The sequence below is a fragment of the Archangium violaceum genome (assembly GCF_016859125.1).
Classification (GTDB): domain Bacteria; phylum Myxococcota; class Myxococcia; order Myxococcales; family Myxococcaceae; genus Archangium; species Archangium violaceum_A.
The window spans coordinates 11,187,820-11,202,827 of the sequence record NZ_CP069338.1 but is presented as its reverse complement, the minus strand read 5'-3'; the positions used below and the strand labels follow the sequence as shown (position 1 = coordinate 11,202,827).

Here is a 15,008-nt window from a genome sequence, read left to right as displayed (position 1 = left end):
GGGGCTCGGTTAAGGCCGGGGACCTATGGTCCCGAGCCCTTCGAGCGGCGCGCCCCGCCTCGTCCTGATCGACGCCTCCAGCTTCATCTTCCGCGCCTATCACGCGATTCCTCCCCTGACGACCCGCCAGGGTGTGCCCACCAACGCGACCCTGGGCTTCACCCGGCAGGTGCTCAAGGCGCTCAAGGAGCTGAATCCCACCCACGTCGCGCTCGCCTTCGACAAGGAGAGCCGCACCGAGCGCCAGAAGATCGACCCCAACTACAAGGCCAACCGGAAGGAGACGCCGGAGGACCTGTCCCAGCAGTTCCCCTACATCCGCAAGGTCGTGGAGGGGCTCAACCTGCCCGTGCTGGAGGTGGCCGGCTGGGAGGCGGATGACGTCATCGGCACCCTGTCCAAGCGCGCCAGGGCCGAGGGCTTCTGCGTCCTGGTGGTCACCGGCGACAAGGACTTCGTGCAGATCGTGGACGAGGACGTGCACCTCTACGATCCGCAGAACGAGCGCTACACCACTCCCGACGAGGTGAAGGAGCGGCTGGGCATCGAGCCCGGGCAGATGCGCGACTACCTGGCGCTCATCGGCGACGCGGTGGACAACGTCCCCAAGGTGCCGGGCATCGGCCCGAAGACGGCGGTGGAGCTGCTGCACCAGTTCGGCGGCGTGGACGCGTTGCTCGAGCGGCTCTCCGAGGTGAAGAAGCCGAAGATGCGCGAGGCCATCGGGGCCCACCGCGAGAGCCTGCTGCGCGCGCGCGACCTGGTGACGTTCCGCACGGACCTCGAGCTGGGCGTCTCCATCGAGGACCTGAAGCGCAGGCCCCCGCATGACGAGCAGCTCCGTCAGCTCTTCACCGAGCTGGAGTTCTCCGCGCTCCTGCGCGAGCTGCCGGCCCGGGAGCCCACGAAGGAGACCGCGAAGCTGACGACGGAGACGGAGCTCGTCACCACGAAGGAGTCGCTCCAGGCGCTGGCCACCACGGTGCGCGAGACCGGAGAGGTGACGCTCATCCCCGCGTACGAGGGCCTGCCCTTCGCCGCGTCGCTGGTGGGGCTCGGGGTGGCCCTGAAGGATGGGACCACGCGCTACGTGCCGTTGGCCCACGAGGGGCTCGGCGTGGAGCAGGTGCGGCCCGCGGACTTCAAGAACGCCCTCCAGGGCGTGCTCGAGGACGCGAAGGTGAAGAAGGGCGGGCATGACCTCAAGACCCTCTGGCTGCTGCTCAACCGCGAGGGCATCCAGCTCAGGGGAGGGGAGGACGATGTCGAGCTGCTCAGCTACCTGCTGGACGCCTCGCGGCGCGACCACAGCCTGGAGTTCCTCGCCCGCGAGCGGCTCCAGGTGGACCTGCCCGAGCTGCCGACCACCACCGGGCGCAAGGCGCGCCCGCTGAAGGAGTTCACCCCCCAGGAAATCTCCGTGGCGTACGCGGCCCGGGCGGACGTGGCGCGTCGGCTGGCTCCCGGGCTGTGGCAGGAGCTGGAGCCATTGGGCCTGGCGAAGCTCGCGAGAGAGCTGGAGCTGCCGCTGGTGCCGCTGCTGGCGCACATGGAGTCGCGCGGCGTGAAGGTGGACGTGAAGGTGCTCCGGGAGATTTCGGAGAAGGTGGGCGCCGACTGCGAGACGAAGGTGAAGGAGATCCACCAGCTCGCCGGCACCGAGTTCAACGTGGGCTCCAACCCGCAGCTCGCGGAGGTGCTCTACAAGAAGCTGGAGCTGCCCGTGCTCAAGCGCGGCAAGACGGGCCCCTCCACGGACCAGGAGGTGCTCGAGAAGCTCGCCGAGGTGCACCCGCTGCCGCGCGCCATCATCGAGTACCGCTCGCTCTCCAAGCTCAAGAGCACCTACCTGGACACGCTGCCGGAGCTGGTGGCCCGGGACGGACGCCTCCACACCACCTTCCACCAGGCGGCCACCGCCACCGGCCGGCTGTCCTCGTCCGATCCCAACCTGCAGAACATCCCCATCCGCACCGAGCTGGGCATGGAGATCCGCCGCGCCTTCATCGCCGAGGAGGGCCACCAGCTCGTCTCCGCGGACTACAGCCAGATCGAGCTGCGGCTGCTGGCGCACATCGCCGAGGATCCGGTCCTCATCGACGCCTTCGCCCGGGACGAGGACATCCACAGCCGCACCGCGGCGGAGATCTTCGGCGTGGCGCAGGACCAGGTGACGAGGGATCAGCGCCGGGTGGCCAAGACGGTCAACTTCGGCATCGCCTACGGCCTGAGCTCGTACGGGCTGTCCACGCGCCTCAACATCCCCGAGGAGGAGGCGCGCGACATCATCGAGCGCTACTTCACCCGCTACGCCGGCATCAAGCGCTACCTGGAGGAGACGGTGAGGGTGGCGAAGGAGAAGGGCTACGTGGAGACGCTCTTCGGGCGGCGCCGGCCCATGGGCGACCTGCACGCGAAGAACCGCCAGGTGGTGCAGGCCGCCGAGCGCGCCGCCATCAACATGCCCATCCAGGGCACGGCGGCGGACCTCATCAAGAAGGCGATGCTGGCGGTGGACGCGGAGCTGGAGAAGCAGGGCCTGCGCACGCGGATGCTGCTGCAGGTGCACGACGAACTGCTCTTCGAGGCGCCCGAGGCCGAGGTGGAGGCCGTGAAGGAGCTGTCGCGGCGGTGCATGAACGCCGTGATGCAGCTCAAGGTGCCCCTCAAGGTGGAAGTGGGGGCTGGAAAGACATGGGCGGACGCGCACTGACGTACGCGCCCGCCCGGAAAACAACGCCGACCCGTCCGGCCGTCAAGGCGGCTCGCGTGAACCCCCGAACACGCGGCCTCCACAAGCGGCCACTCCTTGCGCGCTCACCGCACCCCCGTACGGGATCGCGCCCCCGTTTCGCGCCTCGGGCCCCCCATGTGCCCGTCAGCGCGCCCCCTTCAACCGCCCGGCCCTCGGACACCTCCCAGAGATGGGAGGCGTCAAGCCGGACGGGTCGGCACCCCCCTCAACTCAATGCACCGCGACCCTCCCGCTCCCCGCGGCGGACTTCTCGCGCGCCGGGGCCCGGGGTTTGTCGAAGAACTGCACCACCAGGCCCGCGAACGGCACCCGCGGCCGGGGCGCGAGGGGATTGCCCAGGCGCTCCATCATCGCCACCGCCGAGTCCACGGCCTCGTCCACCGCCAGGTTCACCACCGCCCGCTCCGCGTCCCCTCCACCGAGCGTCTCCACCGCATCCACCAGGCAGCGGCGCAGCGCGGCGAATTCATCGTGCAGCGCGCGCACCCCCCGCCTCGGCGCCAGACGCAGCACCGCGCGCGTCCGGCTCCACGGGCTGCCCTCCCTGCCTTCCAGGTTCCGGCCTATCTCCCGGACGAAGGGCTCCACCACGGTGTCCAACTGGTTGCACGGAGGCGCCCCGTCCTTGCGGGCCTCGGCGAAGCGCACCCGGCGCCATGCCGCGGCGAGACGCTCGGGCTGCCCCGCGAACACCCTCGCTACTCCTGCTCCTCGTCGCGCACGTTCCGTCATCGCCGCTCTCCTCCGCTCTCGTGGCGCCGTCTTGAGCAAGCGGCTTGCCAACGCTCACGCGGATGGGGCGGACAGTGAATTCAGCCGTTTGGCCCGGCTCCCGGAAACGGAGTTCTCAGAAGGGCTGTAGATTTTTCGAGCGGCTCGATGAACCCCTCGCGGAGTGGGTGACACATTCGCCTGAGTGGGCAGGTCTTTTCCCACCTGCGGGTAGGGCGCGACCCTCGTTTCAATGCACCGTCGGCTTGGGCGGACGTGGCAGCGTTTGCTCTTCGTCCTCGAATTCCGGAGCGTGCGGAGAACGCGGCTCGTGCCACTCGGCGGCCACCGGCTCCATGGGCTCGCCGCGGTCCGTGGGCTCGGAGAGCTCGGCCGCCTCGGAGGGCTGTGGCAACGGGGGTGGCACCCGCATGCGTTGCTGGGCGAGCTCCGCCTCGAGCGACGCGCGCATCGCCTCCTCCTCGAGGGCCTCCTGCGCTTCCATCTCGGCGAACCGCGCTTCCTTCTGCTTGCGCCGCCGCAGGTACGCGGCGACCACGAGCCCGGTGGCGCCCAGCCACACCAGCGAGGAGCTCGTCGTCAGCGGCAGCCAGCCATAGCGCGCGGCCAGGCCGTCACGCCACGCCAGCTCCTCCACCCACAGCGACGAGCGGAAGGCCTTGCCGAAGGCCTGCTCGAAGGGCTGACCCGTGGCCACCTCGTCCACCAGCCGCCCCATGCCCTCCGGACCGTGCCGCGCCGACAGCCACGCCACGAAGGCCGCGCTCTGCGCGTAGGCGATCTCCACGTCCGAGGGGAGATCCGGCCAGGCATCGTGCAGGTGCTCGAAGCGGAACACCTTCTCCTGCGTCACCGCGCGGAAGAGCGCCGCGTAGTGCGTCATGGAGTAGTTCTCTCCCGTGAGGTTCTGCGCCAGGCCCTCCTGGAACCAGCGCGGCCAGTGGCTGCCGAGCTGTCCCAGCGCCACGTGCGCCAGCTCGTGACGCAACGTCACCATGCCCTCGGGGCCCGCCAGCGTCAGCGCGTTGAGCAGGACGATCCGGTGCGTGGGGTAGGCCAGCGCCACCGCCCAGCCCGGAGGCGCGCCCCCGGGCAGCGCCAGCGCCTCGAACTCCTCGCGACCCACGCCCACGCGCAGCTCCGTCACGCCGGGCCAGTCCCGCCCCAGCACGCCCACGAAGGCATCGCGGATGGACTCGATGTTGTCGGCCAGCTGGCGCGCGGAGCCCTCTGCCCTCGCGGTGTAGAGGATGCGGAAGCGCGGCGTGGAGACCTCTCCCACCACCACCGACGGCCGGGGCGTGGGCACCATGGCGGGCTCCGCGCCCCCATTGGCATGGCCGGCTTCCGGACGGGGGCCGCCAACGACGTCCTGCGCCTCCGCGATGGGTGCCAGCAACAGCGTCAGGAGCAGGAGCAGGTGGCGCATGGGGGCCTCACGTGCCCAGAGACATAACAGCCTCGACCGCCGCGGCGCCAAGTCCCTCGACACGGACCCGTTTTCGACGCGAGGCGTCACCCGCCACCAGCGTCACCTGCCGCCTCGGCACACCGAGCTGCTTCGCCAGGAACTCGAGCAGGGCCGCGTTGGCCTCACCGTCCACGGGTGGGGCGGCGAGCTGGAGCTTCAGCATCCCATCGTGCTCGCCCACCACGCGGGTGCGCGAGGCCCGGGGTTGCACCAGCACGGCCAGCTCCACCGCGCCGGGCACTTCCTTGAGCCAGGAGGCGGCCACGGGCTACTCGGCGTTCTGGGCCTTCTTCTGCGTGAGGTAGGCCACGTTGTCCTCGACGCGCGCGTAGTCCTTGTCGGCGAAGGTGCGCCCGCTGAACGTCTCCAGCAGCTTCTGGTGCGCCTCCACCACGGACTTCACCTGGGACTCGAACTGGGCGCGTTGGCGCTTGAGCTCGTTGATGTCCTCGACGACCTGCACCAGCCGCTGGTGCGCGCCGTGGACGATCTTCTCCGCCTGGTGCTCGGCGTCCGCGAGGATGATCTCCGCTTCCTTCTTGGCGGCGGCCTTCATGTCCTCGCTGATGCGCTGGGCGGTGACCATCGTCTCCTGCAGGGTGCGCTCGCGCTCCAGGTGCTGCTCCAGCTTGAGCTGGGTGCGCTTGAGCTCCTCCTTCAGGGAGATGTTCTCCTTCACCACCTCCTCGAACTCACCGGCGATGAGCTCCAGGAAGGCTTCCACCTCGCGCTTCGAGAAGCCGCGCAGGGCCGTCTCGAAGCGCTTCTGCCGGATGTCGAGCGGGGTGATCTTCATGCACCCCAGTATAGGACAGACCTAGGACTTCTCCAGGAACTGGTCCCCCAGCTCCCGGGCCCGGCGGGTGGCTGCCTCCACGGCGTTGATGAGGGTGGTGCGCAGCCCGCCTGCCTCCAGGGTATGCAGGCCAGCGATCGCCGTGCCGCCCGGACTCGTCACCTGATCCTTGAGCTGGCCGGGGTGGGAGCCCGTCTCGATGAGCAGTTGTGCACTGCCCAACACCGTCTGGGCGGCCAGCTTGAGCGCGGTGTAGCGGGGGAGTCCCACCTTCACGCCCGCGTCCGAGAGCGCCTCGATGATGAGGAAGATGTAGGCGGGGCCGCTACCGGACAGGCCGGTGACGGCGTCCAGCAGGTTCTCGTCCACCACGGTGGTGGTGCCCACGGACTGGAAGATGCGGGTGGCCACCGCCAGGTCCTCCTCGCTGGCGTGCTCGCCCCGGGACAGCGCGCAGGCGCCCGCGCCCACCAGGGAGGGGGTGTTGGGCATGGTGCGGATGATGCGCGCCCCGGCGCCCAGCCGCCGCTCCATGGCCGCGATGGGCACGCCCGCCGCCACGGAGATGACCAGCTTGTGCGGATCCACCTCGGGGGCCACCTGGACGAGCACCTTGTCCAGCGCCTGCGGCTTGACGGAGAGCACCACCACGTCCGCCTCGCGCGCGGCGGCCAGGTTGTCCAGGGTGGTGCGCACCCCGTACGTCCGCTGCAGCGTCTCCAGCCGCTCCGAGCGGCGTCCGGTGGCGATGAGGGATTCGGGCCGCGCGGTGCCGGCGCGCAGCAGCCCCTTGATGAGCGCCTCGGCCATGTTGCCGGCGCCGAGGAATGCGATGGTCCGTTCGAGCATCCTCTCGATTTACCGTGAAATGGAGCCGCCCGGACGGCCCGTGTGGGGCGATTTCGCCTCGAACGTCGGGTCGACAATTTCTTGACGGGAGATCGGATCGTGGGACCTTGACACCCGCTACGGGCCTGTAGCGCCTGAGCGGAGAGAGGTCGGGAGCAACCCATGAGCGCGGCGGCTGCGACGAACTGGAACTGGCGGACCCTCGAGAACGTGGAGGTCGAGTGCACCCACTGTGGTGTGCGGATGACCGGCCACGCGGGGCCACGGGTCAAGTACTTCCGGTGCGGCTCGTGTCACCGTTGGGTGTCGAGCACCTATACCGAGGTCTTCAAGGCGGACGCGAAGATGCGCACGCACCCGGTGAAGGAGAAGACCGGGGAGGACGAGCGCTTCATCGCGGTGAAGGACCGGCTGGAGGCCTGGCTGGCGGCGATCGACGAGCAGGATCCGTACCGGGTGCTCGGGGTGTCGCCGTTGGATCCTCCCGACGTGGTGCGGGCGCGCTTCCGCGAGCTGGCGCTGGAGCGGCACCCGGACCGGGGTGGCTCGGAGGCGAAGATGCGCGAGCTGAACGTGGCGTACGAGAAGATCCTCCGCCACCGTCAGCGCAAGCGGATCGAGGCCCTCGAGGCCGGCTCGACGACGCGCGAGGCCTCGGTGCTGCCGGCGCGGAGCCGGTAGAGCGGCGTCACCCGTGGGCACGGGGGCCGACTACAATCGGCCGCCATGAGCCAGGACATGCAGGCGCTCCTCTGGGCCTACGGGTATATCGGAGTCTGCGTGCTCGCGGGTGAGGGAGCCCTGCGGCTGGGCCTGTCGCGCGAGCTCGCGCGCAAGGTCATCCACGTGAGCGTGGGGTTCTGGATCCTCGGCGCGCTGGGGCTCTTCGAGAACCGGGCGCTGGCCGTGGTGCCCTCGCTGACGGCGGTGGTGGCCAACTGGCTCATCCACCGCAAGCGCCTGCTGAAGTCGGTGGAGACGGAGCCCGACAACCTGGGCACGGTCTGGTTCCCGGTGGCCTTCTCGGCGCTGGTGTGGCTGGCGTGGGACAGGCCCGCGGTCGCGGCGGGCGGTGTCATGGCCATGACCGTGGGAGATGCCCTGGCCTCGCTGGTGGGCCGGCGTTTCGGACGTCATCGCTACGAGACACTCGGTGGGGAGCACAAGAGCCTGGAGGGCTCGCTGGCCATGTGCGCTGGCACCTTCGTGGCCGTGCTGGCCACGTTGACGTGGATGCCGGGCGTCGCGCCGGACATGCCGAAGGTGCCGCTGGCCGCGCTGTGCGCCGTGGTGGCGACGTGTGTCGAGGCGCTCGGGACCAAGGGCCGGGACAACCTCTGGGTGCCGCTGGCCGCGGGGGCCGTTCTCTACCTGGTTCCGCCCGCGCACGCGTGGGGCCTGGGCGTGGGCTCGGTGGTGGCGCTCGTCATCGGCGTGGCGTCCTGGGCCCGGGGCTCGCTGAGCCCGAGCGGGGTGCTGGGTGCCATCCTCGTGGGCACGCCCGTCTTCGGGCTGGCGGGCGCGGTGGGGACGGCGGCCCTGCTCGGCTTCTTCATCTCCTCCAGCGCGCTCTCCAAGACCTTCCGCGCCCGGAAGGCTGGCGTGGAGGCGGAGTACGCCAAGACGGGGACGCGAGACCTGGGACAGGCACTGGCCAATGGCGGCGTGGCCGCGCTGGCGGCGGTGTTGCTGGGCACCACGGGAGAGCAGCGCTACGCCCTGGCCATGCTGGGGGCCCTGGTCGCCGCGAACGCGGATACGTGGGCCACCGAGCTGGGTGTCCTCTCGCGCTCGCCACCGCGGCTGGTCACCACGCTGCGGCAGGTACCGCCGGGCACGTCCGGAGCAGTGTCGGGAGCCGGGATGCTGGCCGCCACGGCGGGCGCCGCCTTCGTTGGCCTGGTGGCCGCGCTCGCCGGGGCGCGGTGGTCGCTCGTCCCCTGGCTCGTGCTGGCCGGGGTGGTGGGCTCCCTGGTGGACAGCTTCCTGGGCGCCACGGTGCAGGACGTGCGCTGGTGTGACGCCTGTTCGCGCGAGACCGAGCGAAGGGTGCACCGCTGCGGCCGGCCCGCGAGGCCCCTCCGGGGCTTCTCCTGGTTGGGCAATGACACCGTCAACGTGGTGGCCACCGCCGCGGGAGCGCTGCTGGCCTTCTGGGCGTAGTGCGGTGCTCCCTCTCCCTCTGGGAGAGGGCGGGGGGTGAGGGTCGTCGTCACCGTGGTCGCGGACGGAGACCCATCGAGAAGCGCCGCGGGTCCCCATTCCCATTCAGGAACACGGGAAGGGACATACCCTCACCCTGGCCCTCTCCCAGGGGGAGAGGGGATATCCACGGTGTTCACCGGGTCCGCGACGTTGGCCTATCTTCCGCCGCATGTCTCATGCCCAGCAGGTTCGTGTCGCGGTCGTCCAGGCCGCTCCCGCGCTCTTCGACCTCGAGGGAACACTCTCCCGTGTCGCCTCGTGGACCGCCCGTGCCGCCGGTACCGGCGCGCGCCTCGTGCTCTTTCCCGAGGCGTTCATCCCGGCCTATCCCCGGGGACTCGGCTTCGGCTTCATCGTGGGCAGCCGCAGCGAGGCCGGCCGGCGCCTGTGGCAGCTCTACAACGAGCAGTCCGTCGAGCTCCCCGGCCCGGCGATCGAGCGCCTCGGCGGAATCGCTCGCGAGCACTGCGTCTACCTCTCCATCGGCGTCATCGAGCGGGATCGCCCCACGCGTGGGACGCTCTACTGCACGCAGCTCTACTTCGGGCCCGACGGCGTGCTGCTCGCGAAGCACCGCAAGCTCAAGCCCACCGGCTCCGAGCGGCTCATCTGGGGCGAGGGCGATGGCAGCACGCTCTCCACGGTGGACACGCCCTTCGGCCGGCTCGGCGGGCTCATCTGCTGGGAGAACTACATGCCGCTCGCCCGGGCGGCGATGTACGCCAAGGGGGTCGACATCTATCTCGCCCCGACCGCCGACAGCCGCGACACGTGGCAGGCCACCATGCGCCACATCGGCAGCGAGGGCAGGTGCTTCGTGCTCGGGTGCAACCAGTTCGTCACCCGCGACATGTACCCGGAGGAAGTCCTGCGCGAGGAGGCCCTCCCCGCGGACGCGCCCCACGTCCTGTCCCGGGGGGGCAGCGTCATCATCTCGCCCTTCGGTGAGGTGCTCGCCGGTCCCCTGTGGAACGAGGAGGGGGTGCTGACGGCCGACCTCGACCTCGGCCTGCTGACGCGCGCGCGGCTCGACTTCGATCCCTGCGGCCACTACGCGCGGCCGGACATCTTCCGCCTGGAGGTGGACGAGCGCGAGCGGCCCGTGACGACGTTCCTCCGTCAGGAGACTCCGCGGGACGTGGCCTCGCCCCTGCCGGCGCGCAGCAGGTAGAGCCAGAAGAAGGCCCCGAGCGCCAGGCCCAGCAGTCCCTTCACCCACGAGGGGAAGAAATCACCGGGGGACACGAAGCCCTCCACCACGGCGATGAGGGCGAGGAAGGGCGCGCAGCCGAGCACGAGCTTCACGGCCTCGCGCCCCCGCCGAGCCAGGGCCTGTGCTCGGGGCAGCTCGCCGGGGTCGATGAGGGCCTGGCCCACCATGAGCCCCGCGCCGCCGGCGATGACGATGATGGACAGCTCCACGGGCCCGTGGGCGGCGATGAAGTCGAACAACTTGGGGCCCATGCCCTCGTGCACGCACAGCGCGGCCACCGAGCCCAGGTGCACGCCGTTGTTGAGCAGCGCGAAGACCGTGCCCAGCCCCAGCAACAGGCCCGAGGCGAAGGTGACGATGAGCACCGTGAGGTTGTTGGTGGCGATGCCCGAGGCCACCGCGTTGGGCGGCGACACCGAGAGGATGCCGTCCGTCCACATCTCCTTCCGGGCGATGGAGTCGCGCAGGTTCTCGGGGACGAGCAGCTCCGCGCCCCGCGGCTCCAGCAGCACCACCACCGCTCCCAGGAGGATGCCGAGCAGGAAGAGGCCCGCGCTGGCGGCCACGAAGGCGCCGTTGGCGCGCAGGGCTCGCGGGAAGTCGTGGCGGAAGAAGGCCAGGGTGGAGGCCAACCGCTCGCGAGGTGGCTGGTAGATGGCGGCGTAGGCCTGGCCGCACAGCTGGTTGAGGAAGCGGTGCACGTCCGTGCCCGCGTAGAACGTCTGCGCGAGCGCCAGATCCGAGGCCGCCCGGCGGTAGAGGACATCGAGCGTGCGCAGCTCCTCCAGGCGCAGGGAGCCCGCGCGCTGCCGGTCGAGCAGGTCCTTCAGCGCGTCCCAGTCGGGGCGGCGGCGGGCGACGAAGGCGGGCAGGGGCGCGGCCACGTCAGCGCTCCGTCTGGACGCGGGCCCTCAGGAAGGCCTCGATCGTCGCGGGCGAGGCGAGCACGGCGGCGCGCTCCGCCTCGTCGAGCCCTCCATACCGTTCCACCAGCTTCGTCCCCAGGCGCGTCCGGGCCGCGGGCTCGAGCCCTGGCGCCCGGGTGAGGAAGGAGAGGATGAGCTCCAGGTCCTCCGAGGCGAGCCGCACGGAGCCGGCAGGCGCGGGCACGGCGGATGCCTCGGTGGCGGGGGTCGTGTACTTGTCCAGATCGATCCGCTCCTCGCGCACCAGCAGGGTGCCGGCGAGGATGTCCCCCAACCGCTGGTGCTGGCGCGTCAGCAGCACGCTGAGGATCCCGATGGCGTAGACGAAGGGGAGGGAGTCCACCAGCCGCACCAGGTTGCGCACCGCGCTCTCCAGCACGCCCACGGGCGAGCCATCCACGCGCACCACCCGGATGCCGACGAGGCGCTTGCCCGGCGTCTGCCCGCCCATGAGCACCTCGGCCAATGTCCAGTACACCCACTGGGTGGCGAACACCCCCACCACCATCAGGGTCCGCGTGAAGCCGGACAGCCCCTTCAGGAAGCCCAGCACGTCGCTCACCATCAGGGTGAAGGTGAAGTAGGCGACGATCCAGAAGAGGAAGAGGAGGCAGAGGTCTGCCAGGTAGGCGAGGCATCGGTAGCCGATGCCGGCCACGGGCAGCGAGAGCGACACCCGCTCGGGCGTGGCGACATCGAGGCTCGGAGAAGCGGCGGAATCCATTCACCGGGAGCTTACCCGGAACGCGCCCGCAGGGCCGCCCCTCGTCGTGCCAGGAGGGGGAGCCCCATCCGCGCCCCCCCCGCTGCACGTCCAACCGGGGCGTGGCCAAGGTCATGGGGACAACGGTGGAAACACCCACATCCGAGGGAGGCTCACATGGCGGACACGGATCGGACCGGAATGAACATCGACAAGGATCTCCAGGCACGGCGCGAGCAACGCAGCGAGACCCGGCGCAACCAGACCTACAAGGCCTTCCTGAGCAATCTCGCGGTCATCGGCTCGATGAACGAGGAAGAGGCGGAGCGTGCCGCGGTCTCGGTCCTCTGCGTGCTGGAGCAGCGGCTCTTCGGCGAGGAGGCGGCGCACCTGGAAGCCCAGCTTCCTGGCAAGCTGCAGGAACTGCTGGTGCGGTGCGAGCGGCACGTGGGCAAGCCGGCCAGCAAGTTCGGCAGGGACGGCTTCATCCAGATGGTGTCCGAGGACCTGGGCGTGGACGCCGCCGAGGCCGAGCGGAAGATCCGCGCCGTCTTCTCCGCGGTGAGGGATCAGGTCTCCGAAGGGGAGATCGAGGACGTCATCGGCCAGCTGCCCTCCGACCTGCGCGAGCTGTGGCAGCGCGCCATCTGAGACGTGACGAGGGGGCTGGCTCCTCACGTCCAGCCCCCTCGTCGTTCGTCGTGCTTTCGTCGTTCTTCGAAGGGCTCAGGCCTTCACCTTGCCCTGCTTGTCGGCGTCGCCGGTGCCCACCTGGATGCGCTTGGGCTGCACCTCGGGCAGCTTGGGCAACCGCAGGTGGAGCACTCCGTCCTTCAGCTCGGCGTTGCAGTGCTCCACGTCCACGCCCTCGGGCAGGGTGAACGAGCGGCTGAAGGAGCCGAAGCTCCGTTCGTAGGCGTAGAAGCGATCCGACTCCTCCCGCTGCTCCGTCTCCCGCTTCCCGCTGATGGTGAGGCGGTCCCCCGTGAGGGTGATTTCCAGGTCGTCCTCCTTCACGCCTGGCAGGTCCGCCTTGAAGATGTAGGAGTCCTTCGTCTCCTTCACCTCGAAGGCCGGGATGAAGTTCCACGACGGCTCGCCGCCGCCCACGATGCGGCCCATCTGCTCGATGGGATCGAACCCCATCAATTCCCTCATCTGCTCGAACGGATCGAATCCGCGCGTCCACCGAGCCACTGGAGACGTTCCACCTCCACGACGCACTGGAAGATCTGCCATGACATTTCCCTCCTTGTGCTCGGGTCGCACCTGCTTGAAGTGCGGCCCCCACATGCAGGGTAGAGCGGGGGTGAAGTCGTACAAGCAGCGGCACCGCGAGGCCGCTCCCTGTCCGCCAGCCCTTCCATCGAAGGCGCACGCAATCGACCAGCAGCCAACACCTCCCGGAATTTTGGGTATTGCCGTGCACACTCAACGGCAAATTGGCGTGGCTCGGGACTAGACGTAAGCCATTTAGATGAACATTCGTGGGAAGCCTCGGTCGCACGGTGGGTGCGCCGGGTGGTATGGATGGGTCGAATCTTTCCAGCAGACGTCGGAGGTGCGACTCTCGGAGAGCAAGAACAACAACGGGTTATGGAAGGTGCGGGCCGGTAGGCCGAACACCCTGGCGGAGAGGCAAGTCCAATCCACATCAGGAGCCAGGGTGAAGACGGAACCGGCCACGTTTTGTCTCTGATGCGGCAGTTCGCCATGACGGCTGGGGGGCCCTCGCATGGCATCGAATCAATCGGAAGTTCGTGTGGGTGTTTTGGAAGGACCGTGGGCGGCCTGGCAGGGATTGGCCGATGGACTGAGGGGCGAAGGGTTGAATGTCCTGTGGGTGACCCGGGACGTGAGGACGCTCCTCGATGGCATCGGGACGGATCCGCCCCAGGTGGCCATCCTGGACGTGGAGCCGGAAGGCGACGCGGACATGGGGTGCTCGGCCACGGAGGGGTTGAATCTCCTGCGTGAAGCGCGCAAGCGCCGCCTGGAGGTCCGGATGCTGGTGTTGTCGTCGGCGAACGCCCAGGACTTCGTCTCGCAATGCTTCGAGGAGGGCGCCTCGGGCTACCTCTTCCGGCAGAGTCTGACGATGAACGCGGTGTGCACGGCGGTCAATGCCCTGGTGCGCGGGGAGAAGCTCTTCCCGGTGCAACTGTTGCGCAACGACTTCGAGCATCCACCGGTGGCCACGTCCACGGCGAGCGTCCTGCTCACCCTCACGCAGCGTGAGCGCGAGGTGTTGGCATACGTGGCGGGAGGCGCGGACAACCTGAAGATCGCCGCGCACCTGCAGATCGCCGAGAGAACGGTGAAGTCGCACGTGACGCAGCTGTACCGGAAGCTGGGGGCGGAGAACCGGACCCAGCTGGCGTTGCGTGCGTGTCACCTGGGCGTTCGTCCTCCGCCGGACCTCTAGCGCTGGAGGATTTCCCGGGGATGTCACCCCGTCAGCCCCGGGACCTCGGATACGTCAGACCCCACTGGCAGATCGTGGTGCGTGACACCACTGTCTCGGCCCATCGAGGGTGCCAGGAGGAGGAGGGTGATGAACGGGGTTGTCGGGCTGGAGACGCCACGAAGCGGGCTGGCGCTTCCAGCACCGAGCATGCTCGAGCGGGAGCCGGGACGGGCCTTCCCGCGCGTGCGCATCGGTCACGTCGCGTTGGATATGGGACGCCTGAACGAGGTGCTCCAGTCCATCGAGGGGCTCGTGACGGGTGGACAGGGGGGGCGCATCGTCACGCCGGACGTGGAGCAGGTGGCGTTGGCGGAGGAGGATGCGGCCCTGCGCGAGTCTCTCGCCACGGCGGATCTGTCGCTGGCGGGAGGCGCGGCGCTGGTGCGGGCGGCGCAGGTGATTGGCGCGCCCCTGCCGGAGCGGCGAGCGGGCGCGGAGTGGTTGCCCGCGCTGGCCAGGCTGGCGGGCTCGCGGGCCTGGCGGGTGCTCGTGGTGGCGGAGCGGCCGGGCCTCGCCGAGTGGACCGCGTGCGAGCTGCGGGAGCGCTACCGGTTGCTCGCGGTGGGCGTGGCCGCGCCGGGAGTGCCCGAGGACGGGCGGGGCCCGTGGGTGGACAGGTTGCTCGAGCGCATGGCCCTGACGCGGCCGGAGCTGGTGCTGGTGTCCATGGCGACACCCAAGCAGGAGCTGTTCTGCCAGTACGCCGCCACGCGGCTGAATCCGGCGGTGCTGGTGGGGACGGGCGTGGCGTTGGAGTCGCTGCTGGAGGGGCGCTGGGCGTCGCGCCCCCGCAGGGTGCTGGTGTCGTGGGTACGGTGGGTGCGCCGGGGCATGGCGTTCCTGCGCGTCCTGGCGACGGCCCGGCGCGGACTCGGGCCCGCGCGAGCGTGA

Annotated in this window: 15 protein-coding genes; 7 read left to right on the top strand and 8 right to left on the bottom strand. The window is 69.9% G+C overall.

What is annotated here, in order from left to right; genetic code table 11:
- The first annotated feature begins 25 nt into the window (after nt 1–25).
- A complete protein-coding gene (gene polA, locus JQX13_RS47370; protein WP_203405970.1) occupies nt 26–2,713 on the top strand; it encodes a DNA polymerase I in 2,688 nt (895 codons plus the stop codon).
- 252 nt (nt 2,714–2,965) lie between these two features.
- Here polA and JQX13_RS47365 read toward each other — a convergent pair whose 3' ends face one another.
- From JQX13_RS47365 to proC, 5 genes are all read right to left on the bottom strand, one after another.
- Nucleotides 2,966–3,487, bottom strand: coding sequence for a hypothetical protein (locus JQX13_RS47365; RefSeq protein ID WP_203405969.1), 522 nt, complete (start codon nt 3,485–3,487; stop codon nt 2,966–2,968).
- 229 nt (nt 3,488–3,716) lie between these two features.
- The gene (locus tag JQX13_RS47360) at nt 3,717–4,916 is read right to left on the bottom strand and encodes a peptidase MA family metallohydrolase (protein ID WP_203405968.1); all 1,200 of its coding nucleotides are present in this window, start codon (nt 4,914–4,916) and stop codon (nt 3,717–3,719) included.
- Nucleotides 4,917–4,923: 7 nt separating this feature from the next.
- The gene (locus tag JQX13_RS47355) at nt 4,924–5,223 is read right to left on the bottom strand and encodes a DUF167 domain-containing protein (RefSeq protein WP_203405967.1); all 300 of its coding nucleotides are present in this window, start codon (nt 5,221–5,223) and stop codon (nt 4,924–4,926) included.
- 3 nt (nt 5,224–5,226) lie between these two features.
- The gene (locus JQX13_RS47350) at nt 5,227–5,754 is read right to left on the bottom strand and encodes a DivIVA domain-containing protein (RefSeq protein ID WP_203405966.1); all 528 of its coding nucleotides are present in this window, start codon (nt 5,752–5,754) and stop codon (nt 5,227–5,229) included.
- Between the two features lie 21 nt (nt 5,755–5,775).
- Nucleotides 5,776–6,603 (bottom strand): pyrroline-5-carboxylate reductase, encoded by an 828-nt coding sequence (gene proC / locus JQX13_RS47345; RefSeq protein WP_203405965.1) that lies wholly within the window; start codon nt 6,601–6,603, stop codon nt 5,776–5,778.
- 162 nt (nt 6,604–6,765) lie between these two features.
- On the opposite strand from proC, the gene JQX13_RS47340 reads away from it, so the two are divergent.
- The 3 genes from JQX13_RS47340 (at nt 6,766) to JQX13_RS47330 (ending at nt 9,979) form a co-directional block, all read left to right on the top strand.
- Nucleotides 6,766–7,284: a J domain-containing protein gene (locus JQX13_RS47340; RefSeq protein WP_203405964.1), complete on the top strand. Its 519-nt coding sequence runs from the start codon at nt 6,766–6,768 to the stop codon at nt 7,282–7,284.
- A 45-nt stretch (nt 7,285–7,329) separates the two neighbouring features.
- The gene (locus JQX13_RS47335; protein ID WP_203405963.1) at nt 7,330–8,766 is read left to right on the top strand and encodes a DUF92 domain-containing protein; all 1,437 of its coding nucleotides are present in this window, start codon (nt 7,330–7,332) and stop codon (nt 8,764–8,766) included.
- Nucleotides 8,767–8,977: 211 nt separating this feature from the next.
- Nucleotides 8,978–9,979, top strand: coding sequence for a carbon-nitrogen hydrolase family protein (locus JQX13_RS47330; protein ID WP_203405962.1), 1,002 nt, complete (start codon nt 8,978–8,980; stop codon nt 9,977–9,979).
- Here the strand turns inward: JQX13_RS47330 and JQX13_RS47325 are convergent.
- Complete coding sequence (locus JQX13_RS47325) at nt 9,928–10,905, bottom strand: stage II sporulation protein M (RefSeq protein WP_203405961.1); 978 nt, start codon at nt 10,903–10,905, stop codon at nt 9,928–9,930. The genes JQX13_RS47330 and JQX13_RS47325 overlap by 52 nt on opposite strands.
- 1 nt (nt 10,906) lies before the next feature.
- A complete protein-coding gene (locus tag JQX13_RS47320; protein WP_203405960.1) occupies nt 10,907–11,671 on the bottom strand; it encodes an RDD family protein in 765 nt (254 codons plus the stop codon).
- A gap of 156 nt (nt 11,672–11,827) precedes the next feature.
- Here JQX13_RS47320 and JQX13_RS47315 point away from each other — a divergent pair, with 156 nt between their 5' ends.
- Complete coding sequence (locus JQX13_RS47315) at nt 11,828–12,301, top strand: DUF2267 domain-containing protein (RefSeq protein ID WP_203405959.1); 474 nt, start codon at nt 11,828–11,830, stop codon at nt 12,299–12,301.
- 75 nt (nt 12,302–12,376) lie between these two features.
- Here JQX13_RS47315 and JQX13_RS47310 read toward each other — a convergent pair whose 3' ends face one another.
- Nucleotides 12,377–12,889 carry an Hsp20/alpha crystallin family protein gene (locus JQX13_RS47310; protein ID WP_203405958.1) on the bottom strand — a complete coding sequence of 171 codons (513 nt, stop codon included), beginning with the start codon at nt 12,887–12,889 and terminating at the stop codon, nt 12,377–12,379.
- 496 nt (nt 12,890–13,385) lie between these two features.
- Here JQX13_RS47310 and JQX13_RS47305 point away from each other — a divergent pair, with 496 nt between their 5' ends.
- Together JQX13_RS47305 and JQX13_RS47300 are read left to right on the top strand one after the other, a co-directional pair.
- Nucleotides 13,386–14,075: a helix-turn-helix transcriptional regulator gene (locus JQX13_RS47305; RefSeq protein WP_203405957.1), complete on the top strand. Its 690-nt coding sequence runs from the start codon at nt 13,386–13,388 to the stop codon at nt 14,073–14,075.
- Between the two features lie 129 nt (nt 14,076–14,204).
- On the top strand, nt 14,205–15,008 hold the full coding sequence (locus JQX13_RS47300; RefSeq protein WP_203405956.1) for a WecB/TagA/CpsF family glycosyltransferase: 804 nt from the start codon (nt 14,205–14,207) through the stop codon (nt 15,006–15,008).

What these genes read in the sequence shown, in the direction of transcription:
- polA (WP_203405970.1), top strand. Translation starts at nt 26, where the DNA reads ATGGTCCCGAGCCCTTCGAGCGGCGCGCCCCGCCTCGTCCTGATCGAC.
- JQX13_RS47365 (WP_203405969.1), bottom strand. Translation starts at nt 3,487, where the DNA reads ATGACGGAACGTGCGCGACGAGGAGCAGGAGTAGCGAGGGTGTTCGCG.
- JQX13_RS47360 (WP_203405968.1), bottom strand. Translation starts at nt 4,916, where the DNA reads ATGCGCCACCTGCTCCTGCTCCTGACGCTGTTGCTGGCACCCATCGCG.
- JQX13_RS47350 (WP_203405966.1), bottom strand. Translation starts at nt 5,754, where the DNA reads ATGAAGATCACCCCGCTCGACATCCGGCAGAAGCGCTTCGAGACGGCC.
- proC (WP_203405965.1), bottom strand. Translation starts at nt 6,603, where the DNA reads ATGCTCGAACGGACCATCGCATTCCTCGGCGCCGGCAACATGGCCGAG.
- JQX13_RS47340 (WP_203405964.1), top strand. Translation starts at nt 6,766, where the DNA reads ATGAGCGCGGCGGCTGCGACGAACTGGAACTGGCGGACCCTCGAGAAC.
- JQX13_RS47335 (WP_203405963.1), top strand. Translation starts at nt 7,330, where the DNA reads ATGAGCCAGGACATGCAGGCGCTCCTCTGGGCCTACGGGTATATCGGA.
- JQX13_RS47330 (WP_203405962.1), top strand. Translation starts at nt 8,978, where the DNA reads ATGTCTCATGCCCAGCAGGTTCGTGTCGCGGTCGTCCAGGCCGCTCCC.
- JQX13_RS47320 (WP_203405960.1), bottom strand. Translation starts at nt 11,671, where the DNA reads ATGGATTCCGCCGCTTCTCCGAGCCTCGATGTCGCCACGCCCGAGCGG.
- JQX13_RS47315 (WP_203405959.1), top strand. Translation starts at nt 11,828, where the DNA reads ATGGCGGACACGGATCGGACCGGAATGAACATCGACAAGGATCTCCAG.
- JQX13_RS47310 (WP_203405958.1), bottom strand. Translation starts at nt 12,889, where the DNA reads ATGGCAGATCTTCCAGTGCGTCGTGGAGGTGGAACGTCTCCAGTGGCT.
- JQX13_RS47305 (WP_203405957.1), top strand. Translation starts at nt 13,386, where the DNA reads ATGGCATCGAATCAATCGGAAGTTCGTGTGGGTGTTTTGGAAGGACCG.
- JQX13_RS47300 (WP_203405956.1), top strand. Translation starts at nt 14,205, where the DNA reads ATGAACGGGGTTGTCGGGCTGGAGACGCCACGAAGCGGGCTGGCGCTT.